The sequence below is a fragment of the Ruegeria sp. CDSB136 genome, from assembly GCF_059610965.1.
This window is the reverse complement of record NZ_JBXWOP010000001.1, coordinates 223,936-242,408: the sequence shown is the minus strand read 5'-3', so window position 1 is coordinate 242,408 and position 18,473 is coordinate 223,936. Positions and strand designations below refer to the sequence as shown.

19 protein-coding genes and 1 pseudogene are annotated in these 18,473 nt (G+C 58.1%); 7 read left to right on the top strand and 13 right to left on the bottom strand.

The window, feature by feature from the left end; genetic code table 11:
- Together AC2FIR_RS01250 and AC2FIR_RS01245 are read left to right on the top strand one after the other, a co-directional pair.
- Positions 1-486 carry a hypothetical protein gene (locus AC2FIR_RS01250; protein ID WP_170610286.1) on the top strand — a complete coding sequence of 162 codons (486 nt, stop codon included), beginning with the start codon at positions 1-3 and terminating at the stop codon, positions 484-486.
- A 14-nt stretch (positions 487-500) separates the two neighbouring features.
- Positions 501-1,805 carry a pyruvate dehydrogenase complex dihydrolipoamide acetyltransferase gene (locus AC2FIR_RS01245; RefSeq protein WP_496743728.1) on the top strand — a complete coding sequence of 435 codons (1,305 nt, stop codon included), beginning with the start codon at positions 501-503 and terminating at the stop codon, positions 1,803-1,805.
- Positions 1,806-2,202: 397 nt separating this feature from the next.
- Here the strand turns inward: AC2FIR_RS01245 and cysE are convergent, their stop codons facing one another.
- Positions 2,203-3,012 (bottom strand): serine O-acetyltransferase, encoded by an 810-nt coding sequence (gene cysE / locus AC2FIR_RS01240; RefSeq protein WP_170610280.1) that lies wholly within the window; start codon positions 3,010-3,012, stop codon positions 2,203-2,205.
- 84 nt (positions 3,013-3,096) lie between these two features.
- On the opposite strand from cysE, the gene AC2FIR_RS01235 reads away from it, so the two are divergent.
- Entirely contained in the window at positions 3,097-3,435 is a 339-nt protein-coding gene (locus AC2FIR_RS01235) for a TraR/DksA family transcriptional regulator (RefSeq protein ID WP_496743726.1), read from the top strand.
- Here AC2FIR_RS01235 and AC2FIR_RS01230 read toward each other — a convergent pair.
- The 3 genes and pseudogenes from AC2FIR_RS01230 to AC2FIR_RS01220 all read right to left on the bottom strand — a co-directional run bounded on the left by AC2FIR_RS01230 (position 3,416) and on the right by AC2FIR_RS01220 (position 6,280).
- Positions 3,416-3,712 (bottom strand): DUF7742 family protein, encoded by a 297-nt coding sequence (locus AC2FIR_RS01230; protein WP_170619145.1) that lies wholly within the window; start codon positions 3,710-3,712, stop codon positions 3,416-3,418. The genes AC2FIR_RS01235 and AC2FIR_RS01230 overlap by 20 nt on opposite strands.
- An 8-nt stretch (positions 3,713-3,720) precedes the next feature.
- A pseudogene (locus AC2FIR_RS01225) lies at positions 3,721-5,265 on the bottom strand (phage tail protein).
- A gap of 556 nt (positions 5,266-5,821) precedes the next feature.
- Positions 5,822-6,280, bottom strand: coding sequence for an Lrp/AsnC family transcriptional regulator (locus AC2FIR_RS01220; RefSeq protein ID WP_170610932.1), 459 nt, complete (start codon positions 6,278-6,280; stop codon positions 5,822-5,824).
- A 115-nt stretch (positions 6,281-6,395) separates the two neighbouring features.
- On the opposite strand from AC2FIR_RS01220, the gene phhA reads away from it, so the two are divergent.
- From phhA to AC2FIR_RS01205, 3 genes are all read left to right on the top strand, one after another.
- Positions 6,396-7,196, top strand: coding sequence for a phenylalanine 4-monooxygenase (gene phhA / locus AC2FIR_RS01215; protein WP_170610269.1), 801 nt, complete (start codon positions 6,396-6,398; stop codon positions 7,194-7,196).
- A 6-nt stretch (positions 7,197-7,202) separates the two neighbouring features.
- Complete coding sequence (locus AC2FIR_RS01210) at positions 7,203-7,541, top strand: 4a-hydroxytetrahydrobiopterin dehydratase (RefSeq protein ID WP_170610266.1); 339 nt, start codon at positions 7,203-7,205, stop codon at positions 7,539-7,541.
- Positions 7,542-7,840: 299 nt separating this feature from the next.
- Positions 7,841-9,103, top strand: coding sequence for a DEAD/DEAH box helicase (locus AC2FIR_RS01205; RefSeq protein WP_170610928.1), 1,263 nt, complete (start codon positions 7,841-7,843; stop codon positions 9,101-9,103).
- A 62-nt stretch (positions 9,104-9,165) separates the two neighbouring features.
- Here the strand turns inward: AC2FIR_RS01205 and mltG are convergent, their stop codons facing one another.
- From mltG to fabD, 7 genes are all read right to left on the bottom strand, one after another.
- Positions 9,166-10,320, bottom strand: a complete 1,155-nt coding sequence (gene mltG / locus AC2FIR_RS01200; RefSeq protein ID WP_496743724.1) for an endolytic transglycosylase MltG — start codon at positions 10,318-10,320, stop codon at positions 9,166-9,168.
- A complete protein-coding gene (fabF, locus tag AC2FIR_RS01195; protein WP_480911079.1) occupies positions 10,321-11,586 on the bottom strand; it encodes a beta-ketoacyl-ACP synthase II in 1,266 nt (421 codons plus the stop codon).
- 209 nt (positions 11,587-11,795) lie between these two features.
- A complete protein-coding gene (locus AC2FIR_RS01190; RefSeq protein ID WP_170610259.1) occupies positions 11,796-12,539 on the bottom strand; it encodes a 1-(5-phosphoribosyl)-5-[(5-phosphoribosylamino)methylideneamino]imidazole-4-carboxamide isomerase in 744 nt (247 codons plus the stop codon).
- Between the two features lie 122 nt (positions 12,540-12,661).
- Positions 12,662-13,201 (bottom strand): GNAT family N-acetyltransferase, encoded by a 540-nt coding sequence (locus tag AC2FIR_RS01185; protein ID WP_170610257.1) that lies wholly within the window; start codon positions 13,199-13,201, stop codon positions 12,662-12,664.
- 138 nt (positions 13,202-13,339) lie between these two features.
- On the bottom strand, positions 13,340-13,573 hold the full coding sequence (locus AC2FIR_RS01180; RefSeq protein ID WP_008756330.1) for an acyl carrier protein: 234 nt from the start codon (positions 13,571-13,573) through the stop codon (positions 13,340-13,342).
- A 210-nt stretch (positions 13,574-13,783) separates the two neighbouring features.
- A complete protein-coding gene (fabG, locus tag AC2FIR_RS01175) occupies positions 13,784-14,521 on the bottom strand; it encodes a 3-oxoacyl-[acyl-carrier-protein] reductase (RefSeq protein ID WP_170610255.1) in 738 nt (245 codons plus the stop codon).
- 42 nt (positions 14,522-14,563) lie between these two features.
- On the bottom strand, positions 14,564-15,502 hold the full coding sequence (fabD, locus tag AC2FIR_RS01170; RefSeq protein WP_496744197.1) for an ACP S-malonyltransferase: 939 nt from the start codon (positions 15,500-15,502) through the stop codon (positions 14,564-14,566).
- A gap of 174 nt (positions 15,503-15,676) precedes the next feature.
- Between fabD and AC2FIR_RS01165 the strand changes: the two genes are divergently transcribed.
- Positions 15,677-16,903 (top strand): cytochrome b/b6 domain-containing protein, encoded by a 1,227-nt coding sequence (locus AC2FIR_RS01165; RefSeq protein ID WP_496743721.1) that lies wholly within the window; start codon positions 15,677-15,679, stop codon positions 16,901-16,903.
- A 69-nt stretch (positions 16,904-16,972) separates the two neighbouring features.
- Here the strand turns inward: AC2FIR_RS01165 and AC2FIR_RS01160 are convergent, their stop codons facing one another.
- Positions 16,973-17,545 carry a YceI family protein gene (locus tag AC2FIR_RS01160; RefSeq protein WP_496761822.1) on the bottom strand — a complete coding sequence of 191 codons (573 nt, stop codon included), beginning with the start codon at positions 17,543-17,545 and terminating at the stop codon, positions 16,973-16,975.
- Between the two features lie 126 nt (positions 17,546-17,671).
- Entirely contained in the window at positions 17,672-18,190 is a 519-nt protein-coding gene (locus AC2FIR_RS01155; RefSeq protein ID WP_496743720.1) for a hypothetical protein, read from the bottom strand.
- Positions 18,191-18,473: the final 283 nt, after the last annotated feature.

The window sequence follows — 18,473 nt, the reverse complement described above, 5'->3', positions numbered from 1 at the left end:
ATGATTGCAAGGAACGCAGATTATCCTTCGGGAGCAGACTGGCTTTTCGAAAGCCTCGATGCCGCACGAAAGGACAACAACCGCAATCTGCTTTATGTTTGCGCAGCGTTCCTTGCCGTTTCCTTCATCAGCATAGCTTTGAATCTGGAAGGCCTGAACGGGATCGAGTTTCAGTTTTCCTTTATCGTTGGAAGTCTGACCGACGCCTGGCCTATCCGGGCAATGCTGAGCGTTGCCTGTATCGTTTCGTATGCTTCCGTCATCTACATCGTGCTCGAGCAGCAACGCTTGCAGCTTGGCATGGATTACCTGGCGGTTTTGGATCACAGCGACGCGGCGGCACTGGGAAACTTCACTGAGTGGCTGAAGACAAACCACCCGCATGTGTCGCGCGCGCGTTCCATGGTGATTGGTGTGTTCGTCACCTTTTGTGCCGCTATTCTGCTTATCGACATCGCAACGCTGATCTACTCATTCTCGAAGTAAGAGGACATGAAGACATGCCCACCGAAATTCTGATGCCCGCCCTTTCACCCACCATGGAGGAAGGAACACTTGCCAAATGGCTGGTCAAGGAAGGCGACACCGTCGCCTCGGGTGACTTGCTGGCCGAAATCGAAACCGACAAGGCCACGATGGAGTTCGAGGCCGTCGACGAAGGTGTTGTTGGTAAGATCCTGATCCCGGAAGGCACCGAAGGGGTCAAGGTCAACACCGCTATTGCGGTTCTTCTGGACGATGGCGAAAGCGCCGATGATATCGCGGCCGCGCCTGCCGCTGCTCCAGCGGCTGCGCCTGCAGCCGCCGCGGGCAACGAGGCTGCCGCGCCCGCGGCACCCGAGGCGCCGGCCCCTGCCCCGGCTGCTCCGGCCAAAGCCGATGGCGGACGCATCTTTGCATCACCTCTGGCCAGACGCATCGCGGCGCAGAAAGGCCTGGATCTTGCGCAATTGTCCGGATCGGGTCCCCATGGCCGTATCGTCAAGGCAGATGTGGAAGGCGCGACAGCAACCGCACCTGCTGCGGCACCCGCCGCAGCCGCGTCAGCACCTGCAGCGGCGGCGGCTCCAACTGGCCCATCCGCCGATATGGTTGCCCGCATGTACGAGGGTCGTGAATACGAAGAGATCAAACTCGACGGGATGCGCAAGACCATCGCCGCGCGTCTGGGTGAAGCTAAACAGACCATCCCGCATTTCTATCTGCGCCGCGATATCAAGCTGGATGCACTGCTCAAGTTCCGCAGCCAGTTGAACAAACAACTGGAGAGCCGTGGCGTAAAGCTGAGCGTCAACGACTTCATCATCAAGGCCGTCGCCAACGCGCTGCAACAGGTCCCGGAGTGCAACGCCGTCTGGGCGGGCGATCGGGTGCTGCAACTGAAGCCGTCGGATGTCGCCGTTGCGGTTGCAATCGAAGGCGGCCTGTTCACCCCAGTTCTGCAGGACGCCGACACCAAATCGCTTTCTGCGCTGTCAACCGAGATGAAGGACCTCGCCGGTCGTGCCCGTGAACGCAAGCTGGCACCGCATGAATATCAGGGCGGTACATTCGCGGTTTCGAACCTCGGCATGTTTGGTATCGACAATTTCGACGCCATCGTGAACCCGCCCCATGCAGGTATTCTGGCCGTTGGTACAGGGTTGAAGAAGCCGGTCGTGGGTGAAGATGGCGAACTGACGGTCGCCACGGTCATGTCGGTCACAATGTCGGTTGATCACCGGGTCATTGACGGCGCGCTTGGCGCACAGTTGCTGCAAGCCATCGTGGACAATCTTGAAAACCCGATGGTCATGCTGGCCTGAAACAAGACAACAGCCTCGCCGCATCCTTGATCAGGCGAGGCTTTGCCCCTTGTTCAGGATGTGAGAGGGCGAGATCACCATCGGCTTTGTTCAGAAAGATCGGCGTCTCGCATCTCATTGCGCATGGCTCCTTTACCTGTCGGAGTGCACTGACCTCTGCGAAATCAGTCAAAATTTTGATGATGCTCTTTTTTGCTGGCGACAGCACTTCCAGCGCCATTAAGGGCCAAGCCCAACAACTATCCGCGCGAAAATTCCCGTTTCAGTTCATCTGATCCTGCTGCATTCGCAAGACAGAAAACGGCGCGATAGTTTGATCAAAGAGCGCAAGAAGCGATGGGAAGAAAGAAGGTGCGAGCGGTCGGAGAAAATGAACAACCGCTCGAACTGATTTGCCTTACTGGTCTTTGCCCAGCATGTGGTCCATCGAGATCGACGGCTGATCACAGCCCGCCTCACCCACGATCTTGGCAGGAATGCCCGCCACGGTCTTGCAAGGCGGAACCTCCTGCAGCACCACCGATCCGGCGGCTATGCGACTGCAGTTACCGACCTTGATATTGCCAAGCACTTTGGCTCCGGCCCCAATCAGAACACCGTTTCCGATCTTCGGATGGCGCTGTTCTTCTTCCTTGCCGGTTCCGCCAAGCGTCACAGAATGCAACATCGAGACATTGTCACCCACAACGGCGGTTTCCCCGATCACGATGGAGTGTGCGTGATCGATCATGATGCCTTTTCCGATCTGCGCGGCCGGGTGAATGTCGATCCCAAAGATCTCGGACGAACGCATCTGGAAGAAATAAGCCAAGTCATGACGGCCCTTGCGCCACAGCCAATGCGCGACACGATACGCCTGCATTGCCTGATAGCCTTTGAAATACAAAATGGGCTGCAACAGCCGGTGGCAGGCCGGGTCGCGTTCGTAGACTGCCATCAGATCGGCCCGCGCCGCTTCTATCAATCCGTGGTCGTCGGCATAGGCCTCGTCCACGATCTCGCGCAGAACCATCATCGACATCTCGTTCGAGCACAGCTTGGCCGCCACCCGATACGACAGCGCACGTTCAAGGCTGCGGTGATGGAGGATACACGCGTGCACCAACCCGCCCATCAGCGGCTCTTTTTCGACAGCCGCGTGCGCCTCGGCCGTGATCCGATCCCAGACCGGATCCATGTTTCTCACTTTGGTGCGCGTTTCAAACATAGCTATTGATCCCTTGCTGCGCCTAGAATGCCATTTAGTTGTAAAAACACCAAACGCAAACCCTTGATCGGCAGGGTAACGAAAATGAATGAGTCCGAACTGGCCGATTTCGAAACACAAATTCGCGACCGATTGCGCGAACTGGCCGCGCAATCAGAGGCGGGCAAAGAGGCCCAGGCGATCGTTCCGTTGGATCAACAGGCCGTGGGGCGCCTCAGCCGAATGGATGCGCTGCAAAATCAGGCCATGGCCAAGGCGCAGCAAGCAAACCGGGATCTTGAGGCGCGCCGATTGCAAGCGGCCCTGACACGGATCGGCGATGGTGAGTTCGGATATTGCGAGGATTGCGGCGATGAAATCCCGCGCGGGCGACTGGACCTTGATCCGGCGGCTGGAAAATGTGTCAGCTGTGCGTCCGGCTAACCAGAAAACGGATCAGTTGGCTCAGAACCATCTCAAAGCACTGGCAATATTGAATATCTCCAAAGTCCGATTCATCCGCCAGCCGACGGCTGCGCGCAGCGGCCATCAACGATCCGTTGCCGAATATCGGATGCAGATCGCCGGTTCGCCTGACATGTTGATCGGCCAGCTCAGCCTCAGCAATCAACAGGGCGCATAGTTTCTGACGCTCCCACTGCGGCGCGGCCAACAAGGCCCGCGCCGCAGCACTGACATCTCCATGAAGAACAGGACGCACGGATTTACCTATCCAACCAGAAGCCTGGCAAACAAGCCCGCGCCGAAAACGGCCGAGGCTTGCGCCACCTCGACACTATATGGGCTGCTGACGCCGTCGGTTGATTTCATCGCCGCGGAATAGTGCCACTGCGGAGTGTCGGTCAGGTCTTCCCGCAAGACCGCAGCGCCGGACCGAACCCGAACCAGATAGGATTCGCTTTCCTCACCCAGCGGCACATCCAGCCCTGACCAATCATCGCCATCAATACGTGTGCGCCGCACCCACGAGATCATGTCACCGCCTTGGGATTGGGCTGCTTTGAGATGCGCCGGTGCATATGGCCGCAAGCCGTTTCCGTCGAAAGCCTGAATCTGATGCACAAAAGACGCGTCGTCATGCCCCCGTGTTGCGGGCCCGATGCGATAATGCCTGGCGACCCGGCGCTCTGATCGTGACTGGCTGGTCTGATAAATATGATCGTTCAGCATCACGAACAAAGATCCTTCCGGCCAGGCGTCCGGCATTAGGGCGTCGGTTCCCACCTGCCCACGCAACCGTCCTGAAAGCGCATATGTGTCGACCTCCTGCATTTCTGCCGTCGCGAACTGAAAAACCTCTCAGTTCCCCGGTGTGCCGTCACCAATTGCTGCCAAATTTGCACCGTTGAGCAATGCCTGACGCGGCCGCGATTCCAACACCCCGTCGATCAACTTCACCCGCAGCGGCGCACCCTCGTCCCAGATACCCGGGGTGGCCCGCATCAAAGGGCCCTCGGTCACTCCGATAATCGCCTGCCCCGGGATCAGACCGCTCAATGCGTAACCTTCATCATCCGACGCCGAATAGACCGCTACATTTCCTGGCCACGGTTTCGCAGATACGGCCAGATATGGCGCGTGTGGCACCTCGGATCCTGTAAGCAATGGCAGATCCATAAACACCGGCAGAACCGGTACCGGAGCGACATGGGGTTTTTCAGTTACCTTATCATCAGGCAAATCAGACGGCGTGTAGACGCCCGGTTCGACCCTTACCGCATCCACAATCTGAAGCTCTGCCTGTTCCAGCCGGTCGATCCGGTACAGCGCGCCCTGTCCGTTCGAGGGCAACCGGACGACATCGCCCGCCCCCAGATGCATCATCGAAGGCGGTAGCGCAAAGCGGGCTGTCTCACGCGACACGCGCGCTTCGCTCAGCCATCGTTCGGCGGTCTGGCGTCCCTCGGCCCGCGTCATTGACAGGGGCATCTCGTTGACCGACACGGAATGGGTGCTGTCATCGGGCAGGATCGCCTCCTCGGCGACAACATCGTGATCGGCATCGGATTGCACAAATCGCAATCGGACACGGCCGGTCATTTCAGCCTCGGCTTCGCGGCGATGTTCGATGTCTCCGCTAACCTCTTCACTCTGCGCCAATTGATCAGATGACAGATCAACAGGCCGCCGACCGTCACGCATCCGGAAAACAAGCATGCCGTCACGCTCGATTGCGTCGAAACCGTAGCGTAACATCAGGGGCTGCAACGCGGAACGCGCATCGGAAACATCTTCGACCGCGTAACCGCGCACGACGCCATATAGCTCGGACACATCGATCTCGCGAACACCGGTTCCATAACAGATCTCTGTCACGACGGATGCAAGTGTATCCTCCTTGGGCAATCCCGGCTTGTCTGTGATGTTGTTCGACAAAGTTTGTCTCCACTTTTTGGCAACTTCGGATCAGCCCCTCTAACTGCCCGAGTTGTTTTGCTGTACCAGCAAGATCTGCATCCTCCCCGGCTCCGATTTGCCTGCGCAGTTCTTCCGCTGCCTGGCGCAAACCGCGAATGGACGTCTCGAGCGACTGCAAAAGTTCAGCCGTTTGGGACATCCGCTCTTCCGGGGTAATCAAAGTCATGTTTGCCTGTGACCTCATGCGAGAGTTTTTCCGCACGAGAGAAACGAAAAACGGCCACCGGGTTGCCCCGGGGCCGTTGCCCACTTCTTCTAGCATGACACATCTTATACGCGATAAAGGCCGCACAGTCAAGGCTTCGCGCAACGTCGGCGCAACAGGCATCGTGACAAAATTATTAATGATTTCTTTCGCCTACCGGGCAACCTTCAAGCCTTTGTCGAACAATCAACGCAAAGGCAAAGGCGCCCGTGTTTTGTTTTGACGCAGCACGAAATTGCTCCGGGTATCGCGAACCAGCCCGGACTTCAGAAGACGCTGCATGATAAAGCCCTCAAGGTCCTCCGGTGTTCGTGCATACACTTTCAGAATAAAATCATGGTCCCCGGTGATGGACGCGCATTCCACTATCTGCGGTTCAGTCTCCACCAAACGCAGGAATGACTTGATGCTGTCCTCGTGATGATCTCGCAGCGCAACATGGACATAAGCGATCGCATTCAACCCGATTTCCTTGGCCCTGAGCTGCGCCCCATAGCCGGCAATAACGCCCGACGCTTCCAGATCACGCACCCGCCGCCAGCATTGCGAGGCCGACAACCCGGTTCGCTCTGCCAGATCCTGCATCGACAACCGGCCGTTCAGCTGCAATTCCCGCAAAACCGCAATATCCGCATCATGAAGCATATGTTTCACAATTTCCTTTCTGGGCGCCCATACATTTCAAAATAGCAATCCAATTGCCTCTTTCCAGACATTTATTTCAACCTGAAGGGCTACAATTGTTTCAGGAGGATACATCATGCCCAAATCAACCAGCTACGTCGCGAAAATACCCGACAGCCGCGGCCACATAGTCTACACGGATGAAGAGAACGCGGTTTGGGCCGATCTCTATGCCGCGCAAGCGCCAAATGTTCAGCGCTACATGGCGCGCGAATACCTGGACGGGCTGGCACGCCTCGATCTTCCCAAAACAACCGTACCGTCTTGCGCGGACATCTCCGAGCGTCTGCTGGATCTGACCGGCTGGCGGGTACAGCCGGTTCCGGCCCTCATCGGGTTCAAGACTTTCTTCGGCATGCTGGCGGATCGAACTTTCCCTGCGGCATCCTTCATTCGCTCACGTGAAGATTTTGACTATATTGAAGAGCCCGACATTTTTCATGAAATCTTCGGCCATACTCCGTTGCTGAGTGATCCGCGTTTTGCGGCGTTCAGCCATGCTATCGGTAAAGCCGGGCAACAGGCGGGACCGAACGACTACGCCTGGCTGATCCGGCTATACTGGTTCACAATCGAATTTGGGCTGCGTCGCCAGGAAGGTGGTATCAAAGCGCTGGGATCAGGATTGGCTTCCTCGCCCACCGAACTTGTATACGCCGTGAACAGCGACATACCAGATCGGGACCCGTTTGATGCCCTGACGATCCTGCGCACTCCTTATCGGATCGATATGCACCAGATGGGGTATTTTGTGCTAAACGATCCAGAGGACCTGTTCGAAGCGGCCGAGCGCAACCTTCTGGCCGACGTCCACCGCGCCCAGTCTCTCGGTCTGCTGCCGAACAAGTTCCCTGAAAAAACAACCGCTGCCGAGTGATCCACAATGACACAGAAACTAGCAGATCAAACATGCGTCCCTTGTTCCGGCGGCATACCGCCGCTGACCGCGCAAGACGCCAAGTCGCATCTCAAGGCCCTCAGCCCGGACTGGCAGCTTGATTCCGAAACCAAAACACTGACGCGACGCTTTAAGTTCAAGGGATTTGCCAAGGCGACCTATCTGGCCAATCTTTGCGCATGGCTCGCCGATCAGCAGGGGCATCACCCCGATATCAGTTTCGGCTATGGTTACGTAGTGGTCCGGCTCACCACGCATGAGATCGGCGGCCTCAGTGACAATGACTTCATCTGGGCCGCAAAACTGGACGCTCTGACGGCGTAGCACGATAACCACCCCAAACAAGCGCTTGCATTCAGCAACGCTTGACAATTGCGCTTATAACCCTCATGTGCCGCTCAACACAGCGCTGACGCGTGAGCATCGGCAGGCTCGTAGCCTGCCTAAAGCGCTCCTACCCTCCAGTTCCCCTTCACGCAGGGTTCTTGATGCGATGGCCGGATGGCGCAGGACCCGCCTGCCCGTCCTGAGGTCTCGCTAAACCCTGCCGGTCGCGCAAGTTGCGTGGCCAGAATTTCATGTTCGCGGCCAACCCGGCTTTGCGGACCAAAAAGGAATACGATTTGTTCGACTTCGACATGCTGGGTCTTGCACCCGCTCTGAATGACGCCCTGAAAAACGCGCAACTTACCCAACCCACCCCCATCCAGAACCAGGCCATTCCGCTTGCGCTTCAGGGACACGATATTCTAGGTCTGGCCCAGACCGGTACAGGTAAAACGCTGGCCTTCGGCCTGCCGCTGATTGACCACCTTCTGGCCCAGCCAGGCAAGCCGGCCCCCAAAACGGCAAAGGCACTGATCCTGGCCCCTACCCGCGAACTGGTCAATCAGATCGCCGAAAGCCTGCGTAATCTGACCAGAAAAACCAAACTGCGCGTAGCGACCGTTGTTGGTGGCCAGTCCATCAACAAGCAGATCTCGTTCCTGTCGCGCGGCACCGACATACTCGTGGCAACGCCCGGACGCCTGATCGACCTGATGGATCGCGGCGCCGTCGATCTGGGCGCCGTCCGGCATCTTGTGCTGGACGAAGCCGATCAGATGCTGGACATGGGCTTCATCCACGCCCTGCGCCGCATTGCGCCGCATCTGGGCAGCCCGCGCCAGACCATGCTGTTCTCGGCCACGATGCCCAAGCAGATGGAGGAACTCAGCCGCGCCTATCTGACCAACCCGCAAAGGGTGCAGGTTTCGCCACCGGGCAAAGCTGCGGACAAGATCACTCAATCCATCCACTTCATCGACAAGCCCGGAAAGCCCGGCAAACTGCGCGACATCCTTTCAGCCGACCCCGAGGCGCTGACGCTTGTGTTTTCCCGCACCAAACATGGCGCAGAAAAGCTGATGAAGGGGCTGGTCGCAGACGGTTTCAACGCGGCATCAATCCATGGCAACAAAAGCCAGGGACAACGCGACCGCGCCATCAAGGCGTTTCGCACGGGCGAGATCAAGATTCTTGTGGCGACAGACGTGGCCGCACGTGGGATCGACATCCCCGGCGTTGCCTATGTGATCAACTACGACCTGCCCGAGGTGCCCGACAATTATGTCCACCGCATCGGGCGGACGGCCCGTGCCGGGCGCGAAGGTGAAGCCATTGCGTTTTGCGCACCGGAAGAAGTCGATCTGCTGCGGCAAATTCAAAAGCTGATGAAGATTGAAATTCCCGTCGCCAGCGGCGCGTTGCCTGAAGCAGCCGAGCCTCAGAAACCTGCGCGCCGTCAGGGCAATCGTCGCAGAGGTTCCAAACCGCATGCGGGTTCCGGAAACTCGAATTCCGCCCCTTCCAAACGGCGCAGACAGCGCCGACGCCCGGCGGCCTGATCGCACAACAACAATGGCCGGCGACGATGCGCCCCCGGCCACTTATTCATGTCTCTTGCGGATTAGTTGCCCGAGTTGCGCTCGGCTTCGATTTCACGCCATTTGGCAACATTGCGGTTATGCTCCTGCAAGGTTTCCGCAAAAGCATGACCGCCGGTTCCGTCAGCAACAAAGAAGACATAGTCGGTTTCTTCTGGTGCAACTGCGGCCTCCAGACTTGCCAGTCCCGGATTGGCAATCGGTGTCGGCGGAAGCCCATCGATCAGGTAAGTATTCCAAGGGGTTGCGCGCCGTAGCTCACTCCGCCGCAATCCGCGTCCAAGGACACCCTGACCCTTGGTGATACCGTAGATCACGGTCGGGTCTGTCTGCAGCTTCATACCCTGCTTCAAGCGGTTCACGAATACGCTGGCAACCTGTCCGCGCTCTTCCGGCACGCCGGTTTCCTTTTCGATGATGGACGCGAGGATCAGCATTTCTTCCGGGCTTTCCAGTGGCAACCCGTCCTGACGGCTTTCCCAGACTGCATTGATCCGAAGCCGCTGCTTTTCCTGCATTTTCTGTAAGACAGCATTCCTGTCGTCGCCTGGCTTGATGTCATAGCTGTCAGGCGCCAACTCACCCTCGGCCGGAATTTGGGTTACGTCACCACTCAGCGCATCAAATGACTTCAGCGCGTCAACAACCTGCCACGCGGTCACGCCCTCGGCCACTGACACCCGATATCGCGTGTCAGCCTCGCCACGTTTTTCTGCGTATTCCGCCGGAGTTTCCTCATCTGATCCAAATGAGGCAACCTCGACAAAGTCCAAAGTCGCAGGGTCCAGTTCGCGTACACGGGTCTGCGTGCGGGTTACACCGATACGGTACTCGATCTCGGAACCACAGGTGCTTACACCACTGCTGGTGATCTCGTCGATGATCTGCTGCATCGAGGCGCCTTCGCGCACCAGAAAGCTGCCCGCCTTCAATTTCTGCGCCTGATCCGTATAGTCGGCGCCCATGCGAAAGATCATGGCATTGCTGATCGCACCCTGATCCTCCAGATCGCGACTAACACGTGTCATGTTCGAACCGCTTTCCACCCGCAGGCAGATCGCGGATTGCAGCGGACCTTCAGCCTTGAATTGCGATTGCCCCCAAAGGATCAGACCGCCCATCAGAAACAGGCCGACCACCAGCAGGGTCAGCGCGTTGGACGCTAGGGCCCGCCACATTTAACTGACCTTTCCGAAGATCACGCTTGCGTTTGTGCCGCCAAAGCCGAACGAATTGGAAAGCGCGACGTTGATCTCACGCTCACGCTTAGCGTTCGGTGCCAGATCGATGGGTGTTTCAACCGCCGGGTTGTCCAGATTGATCGTCGGCGGTGCCACCTGATCGCGGATCGCAAGGATCGAGAAGATCGCCTCAATCGCGCCAGCAGCCCCTAACAGGTGACCGGTGGCCGATTTGGTCGAGGTCATGGTCGCCTTGCTGGCATGTTCGCCCAGCAAACGCTCCACTGCGCCCAGCTCGATCGTATCCGCCATGGTCGAGGTGCCATGCGCATTGATATAGTCCAGATCTTTCGGTTCCAGCCCGGCACTGCGCAGCGCTGCTTTCATCGAACGCTCGGCCCCATCACCGTCCTCGGACGGCGCGGTGATGTGATAGGCGTCACCGGACATGCCATAGCCCAGAACCTCGGCGTAGATCTTCGCGCCGCGCGCCTTGGCATGTTCATATTCTTCCAGAACAACGATGCCTGCGCCCTCGCCCATGACGAACCCGTCGCGGTCGATGTCATAAGGGCGGCTGGCCCTCTTCGGATCATCGGCATATTTGGTCGACAGTGCCTTACACGCGTTGAAACCGGCAATACCGATCTCACAGATGCAGCCTTCACCGCCACCGGCCACCATCACGTCAGCGTCGCCGGCGCGGATGATGCGGCTGGCGTCGCCGATCGCATGCGCCCCGGTGGAACAGGCGGTCACGACCGAATGGTTCGGTCCCTTGAAGCCATGACGGATCGACACCTGACCCGACGCCAGGTTGATCAGCGCGCCAGGAATAAAGAAAGGCGAAACACGCCGCGGGCCCTTGTCGCGGATCAGATTGGCAGTTTCCGCGATGGACCCCAGCCCACCGATGCCCGAGCCGATCAGAACACCAGTCCGCAGGCGGCTTTCCTCATCTTCAGGCAACCAGCCGGAATCCTGACAGGCCATGTCCGCAGCAGCAATCGAATACAGAATGAAATCTTCGATCTTGCGCTGCTCTTTCGGCGGCAGCCAGTCGTCAGGGTTGAAAGTCCCGTTCGTGCCGTCTCCACGCGGCACTTCGCAGGCATATGTCGTGGTGACACCACTTGCCTCAGCATCGAAATGGGTAATCGGGCCCGCGCCGGATTCCCCATCCAGCAGCCGCGACCAGGTTTCCTCGACCCCACTGGCCAAAGGAGTGACCAATCCCAGACCGGTTACAACGACTCTGCGCATGAAATGCCTCTTGCCTGCTTCCTGTATGAGAACCGTCCATACCCCGCACCGGGGTGCGGGGGCAAGAGCAAGGGCGCATTCCTTGTTAGCGTCATTTCGCCAATTCCGGTCATATATTGTGGTTCAGCAGGAATGCACCACCGCTCTGCACAAAAAAACCGCCCCTTCCCTGAAACGGAAAAGGGCGGGCTAGATATATCGGGCCGGTCCTATTGGAACTGCGCCACCGGTTCATGGGCAGCGGCCGCAACCTTAAGCGCTTCGGACAGGCTCAGTGTCTTGCGGAACAGCGCACGGCCCACAATCGCGCCCGAGATGTTAGAGATGTAGGCCAGCCGCGAAATATCGTCTGCCGTGCGAACGACGCCGCTGGCGATGACCGGGGTCCGCGAGTGCTTGGCCAGCCCCGAAATCAATCCCAGCTGCGCTTCGACGTCATCCATGTCGCTGTCGATATCAGTGACCAGAATGGCAGCAAAAGGCGTGTCGGCAAAAGCGTCGATGAACGCTTCTGGCGTAAAGGCACTTTGGCTGCGCCAGCCTTCGGTCATAACCTGACCTTGCCAGACATCCACGGCCAGAACGATCTGGTCGGGGTGCAGTTTGGCAAGTTCCTTGACCACGTGGGGATCACGCGCGGCCAGAGTTCCGATCACAACCCGGCCGGCACCTTTGTCGATCCAGTGTTCGACGTGCTCGCGGCTTCGCATACCACCGGCAAGCTGCACAGGCATTTCCGCGCTTCGAATTATTTCTTCAATCAGTTCGGCGTTGGTATTGCGCCCTTCGATTGCGTCGAAATCCGTCAGCTGCATCCATTCGGCCCCGGCCGCGGACCAGCTGCGCGCGGTTGCAACCGGATCGACATGCCAGACCATGGCTTCATCGAGACGGCCTTTGTCCAGCGAGACACACCGTCCGTTCTGCAATTCCATCGTGGGATAAATCCTCATGAGCATGCTCCTTCGCCCAATCGCTGTAAAATCCAGCATAGCATAGACAGCGCCGAAACGGTTGTTTCAAACAGTTTCGGCAAACCACGCTCTGTTTGCGGCATTGCTACAATTACTGTGTTTCAGACGCGTGCCGGTGGGCCATTTCGCCGTAACAGATGGACAGGTGTATCCATGTATTCGCATTCACGCATCAGAACGTAGCCCAGCTTCTGCGCCAGACTTTGCGACGCTTCATTTGTGGCATCCACCATGGCGACCAACGGCCCGGGAATGACCCTGTCGAACCAGTCGTGCGCCGCTTGTGCAGCCTCGTATCCCAGTCCTTTTCCCTGCGCTTCGGGGGCCAGTACCCAGCCTGCCTCGGGGAAACGGCCAAAATCCTCACCCAGACCCCGATCGCCATAGAAAAACCCTGCCTGACCGATCATCTGCCGATTCGATTGCTGGATTACCGCCCATTGTCCGAATCCGGCCATCTGCCAGTGTCCGGCATTACGCAGGAACGCATCCCACGCCTCGCCCCGTGATTTCGGTTTGCCGCCAATATGGCGCACAACACACGGATTTCGCCAGATTTCCGCAAAGCGGTTGAAATCTTCCGGTCGCATCGCACACAGCGTCAGTCGCGCCGTGTTTATCATCGGGGTGGATCTTATCATGCCCTGCCCGCCTGGAATTTTGCCTCAGTGGAAACAGTGCGAAGCAATAAGACGCCGTGCAAGCGGGAAATCGGTCCGGGCACAAAAAAACGGCGCCTCCGTTGCCCGGAAGCGCCGCTCTATCTCGACACGAAACGCTTAGGACGCTTCGCTGATGAATTTGACGGCGTCGCCAAAGGTCTGGATGGTTTCGGCTGCGTCATCGGGAATTTCGATGCCGAACTCTTCTTCGAAGGCCATAACCAGTTCAACAGTGTCCAGGCTGTCCGCGCCCAGATCGTCGATGAAGGACGCGTTTTCCGCGACTTTGTCTTCTTCGACACCCAGGTGCTCAACAACGATCTTTTTAACGCGATCTGCGACGTCGCTCATGTCTTTTCCTCATTCCGTTTCAGGGCGCATTGCCCGGTTCTGCCCTTGCCCGCTCAGGCTGGCTTTGGTTTGCCCGTTCCGGGCGGTTTGAGACCCGGCTGACCGGGCATGGCGAAGGCCAACCTGAATGACCGGCCCCCACATATCTGCGCCGCCTATAGCACAGACAACGCACAAGGCAAACGGTTTCGCGCCTGCCCTGCGCCGCGCTTACAACATGGCCATACCGCCATTCACATGCAAGGTGGTTCCGGTAACATATCCCGCTTCGGGGCTAGCCAGATACAGAACTGCGGCGGCAATCTCCGAAGGGTCGCCCATACGGCCCGCCGGAACCTGCCCCAGAATTCCGCTCTTCTGGTCGTCCGTCAGTTTGTCGGTCATCGCGGTGGTTATAAAGCCCGGAGCCACGGCGTTCGCGGTGATTCCGCGGCTTGCCACTTCGTAGGCCAGCGATTTGGTCACGCCCACCATTCCGGCTTTGGACGCCGCATAGTTCGCCTGCCCCGGATTACCGGTTGCGCCCACCACCGACGAGATATTGATGATACGACCCCAGCGGGCCTTCATCATGCCGCGCAGAACGCCTTTGCACAGTTTGGCGGTCGCGGTCAGGTTCACGTCAATCACGCTCTGCCATTCTTCATCCGACATGCGCATAAAGATGTTGTCGCGCGTGATGCCCGCATTGTTCACCAGAATATCAACGGATCCCATCGCTTCGGCCGCCTGCTTCGGCAGCGCTGCAACCGCTTCGGCGTCGCTCAGGTTGCAGGGCAAAACGTGGGCCCGTTCGCCCAGTTCGTCCGCAAGCGCCTGCAATGGCTCGACCCGTGTGCCGGAAAGCCCAACCGACGCGCCCGCCGCATGCAGGGTACGTGCAATTTCGCCCCCGATGCCGCCCGAAGCCCCAGTGATCAGCGCATTCTTACCTGTCAAATCAAACATTCGGTTTCCCTCTTGGTTCGTCTGTGTCGACGCGTATGGAGATTACGATTCGGCCTGCACCGCATTCTGCACGTCTTCGGGTGTACCGACAGCCTTGCCGCCAATAGCCCGGTCGATTTTTCGGATCATGCCCGACAGCGCCTTTCCCGCGCCAATTTCCCATGTCTCGGTCACACCCTGCGCGGCCATGTACTGCACACTTTCACGCCACCGGACCGAACCCGTCACCTGTTCGACCAGCAACTGGCGGATCAGATCCGGGTCCGTCACGGCCTCGGCACGCACATTCGCCACCAAGGGAACGGCCAGCGCCTTTATTTCGACCGCGGCCAGAGCCTCGGCCATCACATCGGCAGCCGGCTGCATCAAAGCACAGTGGAAAGGCGCGCTGACCGGCAGCATGACCGCCCGCTTGGCACCTTTTTCCTTTGCAATGACTGCGGCACGTTCCACAGCCGCCTTGGAGCCCGATACCACAACCTGTGTCGGATCATTGTCGTTCGCCGCCTGGCAGACCTCGCCCTGCGCGGCCTCTTCCGCAACCGCGCGAACGGCCTCCAGATCCAGCCCCAGCACTGCGGCCATCGCGCCTTCACCTACCGGCACGGCGCTCTGCATAGCCTGACCGCGTGTGCGCAGCAGGCGGGCAGTATCGGCGACCGACAAAGCCCCTGCAGCAGCAAGCGCCGAGTATTCGCCCAGCGAATGCCCCGCGACGTAGGACGCAGTGGTAATCGCAACCCCTTCGGCCTCAAGCGCGCGCATCGCCGCCATCGAGGTCGCCATCAGCGCCGGTTGCGCATTCTGTGTCAGCGTCAGTGTTTCGATCTCGCCATCCCAGATCAGGCTGCTCAGCTTTTCCCCCAGTGCCTCGTCCACTTCGGCAAATACCGCCTGCGCGGCGGGATAGGCTTCGGCCAGTGCTTTGCCCATACCGATAGTCTGGGCGCCCTGCCCCGGGAAAACGAACGCGAGTGTCATTGCAACCTCATGGATGACGTTAGGTTGCGGCGGGGTGTAAACCGACAATTGGCCCGGCACAAGCATTGCCTGCGCTCTGCATTCCGGCACCATCGCTGTGCGCACGGTCATATTGTGTCCTGTTCACACGGATATAGGTTGTGTCCAGACCTTCACCTTCGGAGCATCCGATCAATGCACTCGAAAAATACCTTCTCTACCTACGGAAGTATTGCCAAGACCTTTCACTGGTTGACGGCATTGCTGATTTTCACGGCATTGCCACTGGGCTTTTTTGCCAACAACCTGGCCCAGGCGATCTATGACCCGTCAATTCCGACAACCGAGGACGATATCGCGCAGGCCGCACGGCTGTTTTCACTGCACAAAACTGTTGGCATCACCGTCTTTTTCGTAGCCTTGGCCCGTATCCTCTGGGCGATGACACAAACCAAACCCGGTTTGCTGAACGCAGAAAACAAGCCCGAAGCATTCGCCGCCGAAACAGTGCATTGGCTTTTGTATGGCTCGCTTGTGCTGGTTCCCTTGACCGGCTGGTTGCACCACGCAGCCGCTGAAGGGTTCGCGCCTATCCTGTGGCCCTTTGGCCAGAACCTGCCATTCATTCCCAAGTCGCCCGCTCTGGCTGAACTGACCGCCAGCCTGCATTGGCTGCTCATCATCGTCTTGGCGGGTTCGCTGGTGCTGCACATCGCAGGAGCGCTGAAACACCATGTCATGGATAAAGACAGCACGCTGCGTCGGATGTTGCCGGGCGCAACGGATGCGCCCGAGCCGCCCGCCCAGAAACACTCACTTGTCCCCGCCGCCGCCGCACTAGTTGTCTGGTGTGGTGTTCTGGTCGGCGGCTGGTCCACTGGGGTTTTCACCAACCACTCTGCCGCTTCCACTGACACCGCCGATCTTGCAGAGGTTCAGTCGGACTGGCAGGTGCAGGAAGGAAACCTGTCGATTACGATCAAGCAACTTGGCAGCCCTGTAACCGGCAGTTTCTCTGACTGGACCGCCGCGATCACTTTCGACCAACCGGCAGAACCCGGCCTCGCAGGGTCGGTGGACGTGACCATAGCCATCGGCTCGCTGAGCCTCGGAACCGTAACGGATCAAGCCATGGGCGCGGATTTCTTCGACAGCGGCCAGTTCCCGACCGCCAGCTTCGATGCCGACCTGTTCAAAACCGAATCCGGATACGAGGCGCGTGGCCCCCTGACAATCCGAGACAAGACGCTGGACATCGCTTTGCCCTTCGCTCTGAGTATTCAGGATAATGTCGCAACAATGACCGGGGAAATAACGCTGGACCGGCTGAGTTTCGACATTGGCAAAAAAATGCCCGCTGAAGACTCGCTTGCGTTTGCCGTGACCGTTGCAGTAGAGTTGACCGCGTCGCGGGCCAAGTAACATTGACCGACAAAAAAACCGCCGGTGTTTCAGCACCGGCGGTTTTCGATTCAATAGCTGAAATCTGTCTTATTCAGCCTTTTGCGCTTCGATCGAGATAGAAATTTCCACCTCGTCACTGACGAACGGTGCGAATTGACCCAGGTCGAAGTCGCTGCGCAGCAGAGTTGTGGTCGCATCGAACCCGGCCCACTGCTTTCCAGCCATCGGATGCTCGCCAACCTGATTGAGCGTTGCGTCCAGCACCACGGGCTTGGTGATATCGTTCAGGGTCAGATCGCCGGTGATCTTGGCGGTATTCTCGCCTGTCACTTCAATACCGGTCGAGGTAAAGGTGGCCAAGTCACCCTCGGCCGCAGCAAAGAAATCCTCGGACATAAAATGATCTTCGCGCGGCTTCCAGCCCGTGATCATTTCGACCACCGGCATCGAGACGGTCACGCTCGACGCGGCAGGGTCTGCTTGATTGAACATGATCTCGCCTTCAAAACCCGAGAACATCCCGGATGTGGTCGAAAATCCGAGGTGATTGTAAGTAAAGACGACCTGGCTGTGGCTTGAGTCCAGAACATATTTCTCGGCAGCAGCAAAAGCCGATGTTGCTGATACGGCCAGTGCGGCGGCCAGGAGGATAGGTTTCATAACAAACTCCGCAGAATTGGTGGTGCAACCCAGAATGGTTGCTCACTAACGTAAATGTGCCGCCCAAGGGCGGCACTCAACCTCTATTCTCTCACAAATTCTGTTCTTTTTTGAACAGAACGGGATTTAGGCGAAGATCGTAACGTTTCCGCTAAGTTGCCCCTTGAGCGCCCGGCTTACATCCGCTGATTGCAGCGGCAGCTTCATCAGAAGGCTGCCATCCATGTCGAACAACTCGACCTGATCATCCGCAAAACGTGCACCCCCCAGGGTTTCATAGCTGCGACGCAGAACCGTTTGCGGGCGACCATTTTCGTTTTTCTGCAGCACGCGCACTTCGCGGCGGATCGGATCAAAATATGCGTCCGGCCGGGCATCCATAATCTCGATCGTCAGCAAACTGACCCCGACCAGCAGGAACATCATCGAAGCCGCAAGTTTGATAGGCCACACTTCGGGTCCTGCAACGGATCCGGTCATAAGCCACATGGAAAATGCGGCTACGATCAAAATCAGGCCCAAGGCCCGCGCCAAGATCATTCTCGCTTTCCAGTTCGGTGCGAAGGCCACCATGACAGGCACAGAATGTTCAAATCGCGAACCAGTGGCCGTCTTGTGAATTGCGTTTGTGTTCGTAGCGGTCATTTTCTTTACCCCGTCTCAGGTTGCCGTACTGAATTTGCTCGTTCCGGCTAGTCCCCGGCATACAAAACAACTTTGAGCCGAAAAGCGTCAGGAATTGGGCGCGCCAAAGGAATTAGGGCGACTTCACAAAGGCATATGTGGCGGGGCTTGCCCCTCGCGCTCAAACGTGTATATGGGGCCATCCTTCGCAAGAGTTATGAATCGCGCAGCCTCTCGTGGCAGGGTCGCGAAGGACCAGAAAGCCCCGCCTTTGAAATGCGCCTTGATATAAACAGGAGTGCAC

Coding starts and splice junctions, on each gene's coding strand:
- AC2FIR_RS01160 (WP_496761822.1), bottom strand. CDS start 17,545: ATGAAACCTATCCTCCTGGCCGCCGCACTGGCCGTATCAGCAACATCG.
- phhA (WP_170610269.1), top strand. CDS start 6,396: ATGCCCAAATCAACCAGCTACGTCGCGAAAATACCCGACAGCCGCGGC.
- mltG (WP_496743724.1), bottom strand. CDS start 10,320: ATGTGGCGGGCCCTAGCGTCCAACGCGCTGACCCTGCTGGTGGTCGGC.
- AC2FIR_RS01210 (WP_170610266.1), top strand. CDS start 7,203: ATGACACAGAAACTAGCAGATCAAACATGCGTCCCTTGTTCCGGCGGC.
- AC2FIR_RS01185 (WP_170610257.1), bottom strand. CDS start 13,201: ATGATAAGATCCACCCCGATGATAAACACGGCGCGACTGACGCTGTGT.
- AC2FIR_RS01165 (WP_496743721.1), top strand. CDS start 15,677: ATGCACTCGAAAAATACCTTCTCTACCTACGGAAGTATTGCCAAGACC.
- fabD (WP_496744197.1), bottom strand. CDS start 15,502: ATGACACTCGCGTTCGTTTTCCCGGGGCAGGGCGCCCAGACTATCGGT.
- fabG (WP_170610255.1), bottom strand. CDS start 14,521: ATGTTTGATTTGACAGGTAAGAATGCGCTGATCACTGGGGCTTCGGGC.
- cysE (WP_170610280.1), bottom strand. CDS start 3,012: ATGTTTGAAACGCGCACCAAAGTGAGAAACATGGATCCGGTCTGGGAT.
- AC2FIR_RS01235 (WP_496743726.1), top strand. CDS start 3,097: ATGAATGAGTCCGAACTGGCCGATTTCGAAACACAAATTCGCGACCGA.
- AC2FIR_RS01245 (WP_496743728.1), top strand. CDS start 501: ATGCCCACCGAAATTCTGATGCCCGCCCTTTCACCCACCATGGAGGAA.
- AC2FIR_RS01190 (WP_170610259.1), bottom strand. CDS start 12,539: ATGAGGATTTATCCCACGATGGAATTGCAGAACGGACGGTGTGTCTCG.
- AC2FIR_RS01155 (WP_496743720.1), bottom strand. CDS start 18,190: ATGACCGCTACGAACACAAACGCAATTCACAAGACGGCCACTGGTTCG.
- AC2FIR_RS01180 (WP_008756330.1), bottom strand. CDS start 13,573: ATGAGCGACGTCGCAGATCGCGTTAAAAAGATCGTTGTTGAGCACCTG.
- AC2FIR_RS01220 (WP_170610932.1), bottom strand. CDS start 6,280: ATGCTTCATGATGCGGATATTGCGGTTTTGCGGGAATTGCAGCTGAAC.
- fabF (WP_480911079.1), bottom strand. CDS start 11,586: ATGCGCAGAGTCGTTGTAACCGGTCTGGGATTGGTCACTCCTTTGGCC.
- AC2FIR_RS01250 (WP_170610286.1), top strand. CDS start 1: ATGATTGCAAGGAACGCAGATTATCCTTCGGGAGCAGACTGGCTTTTC.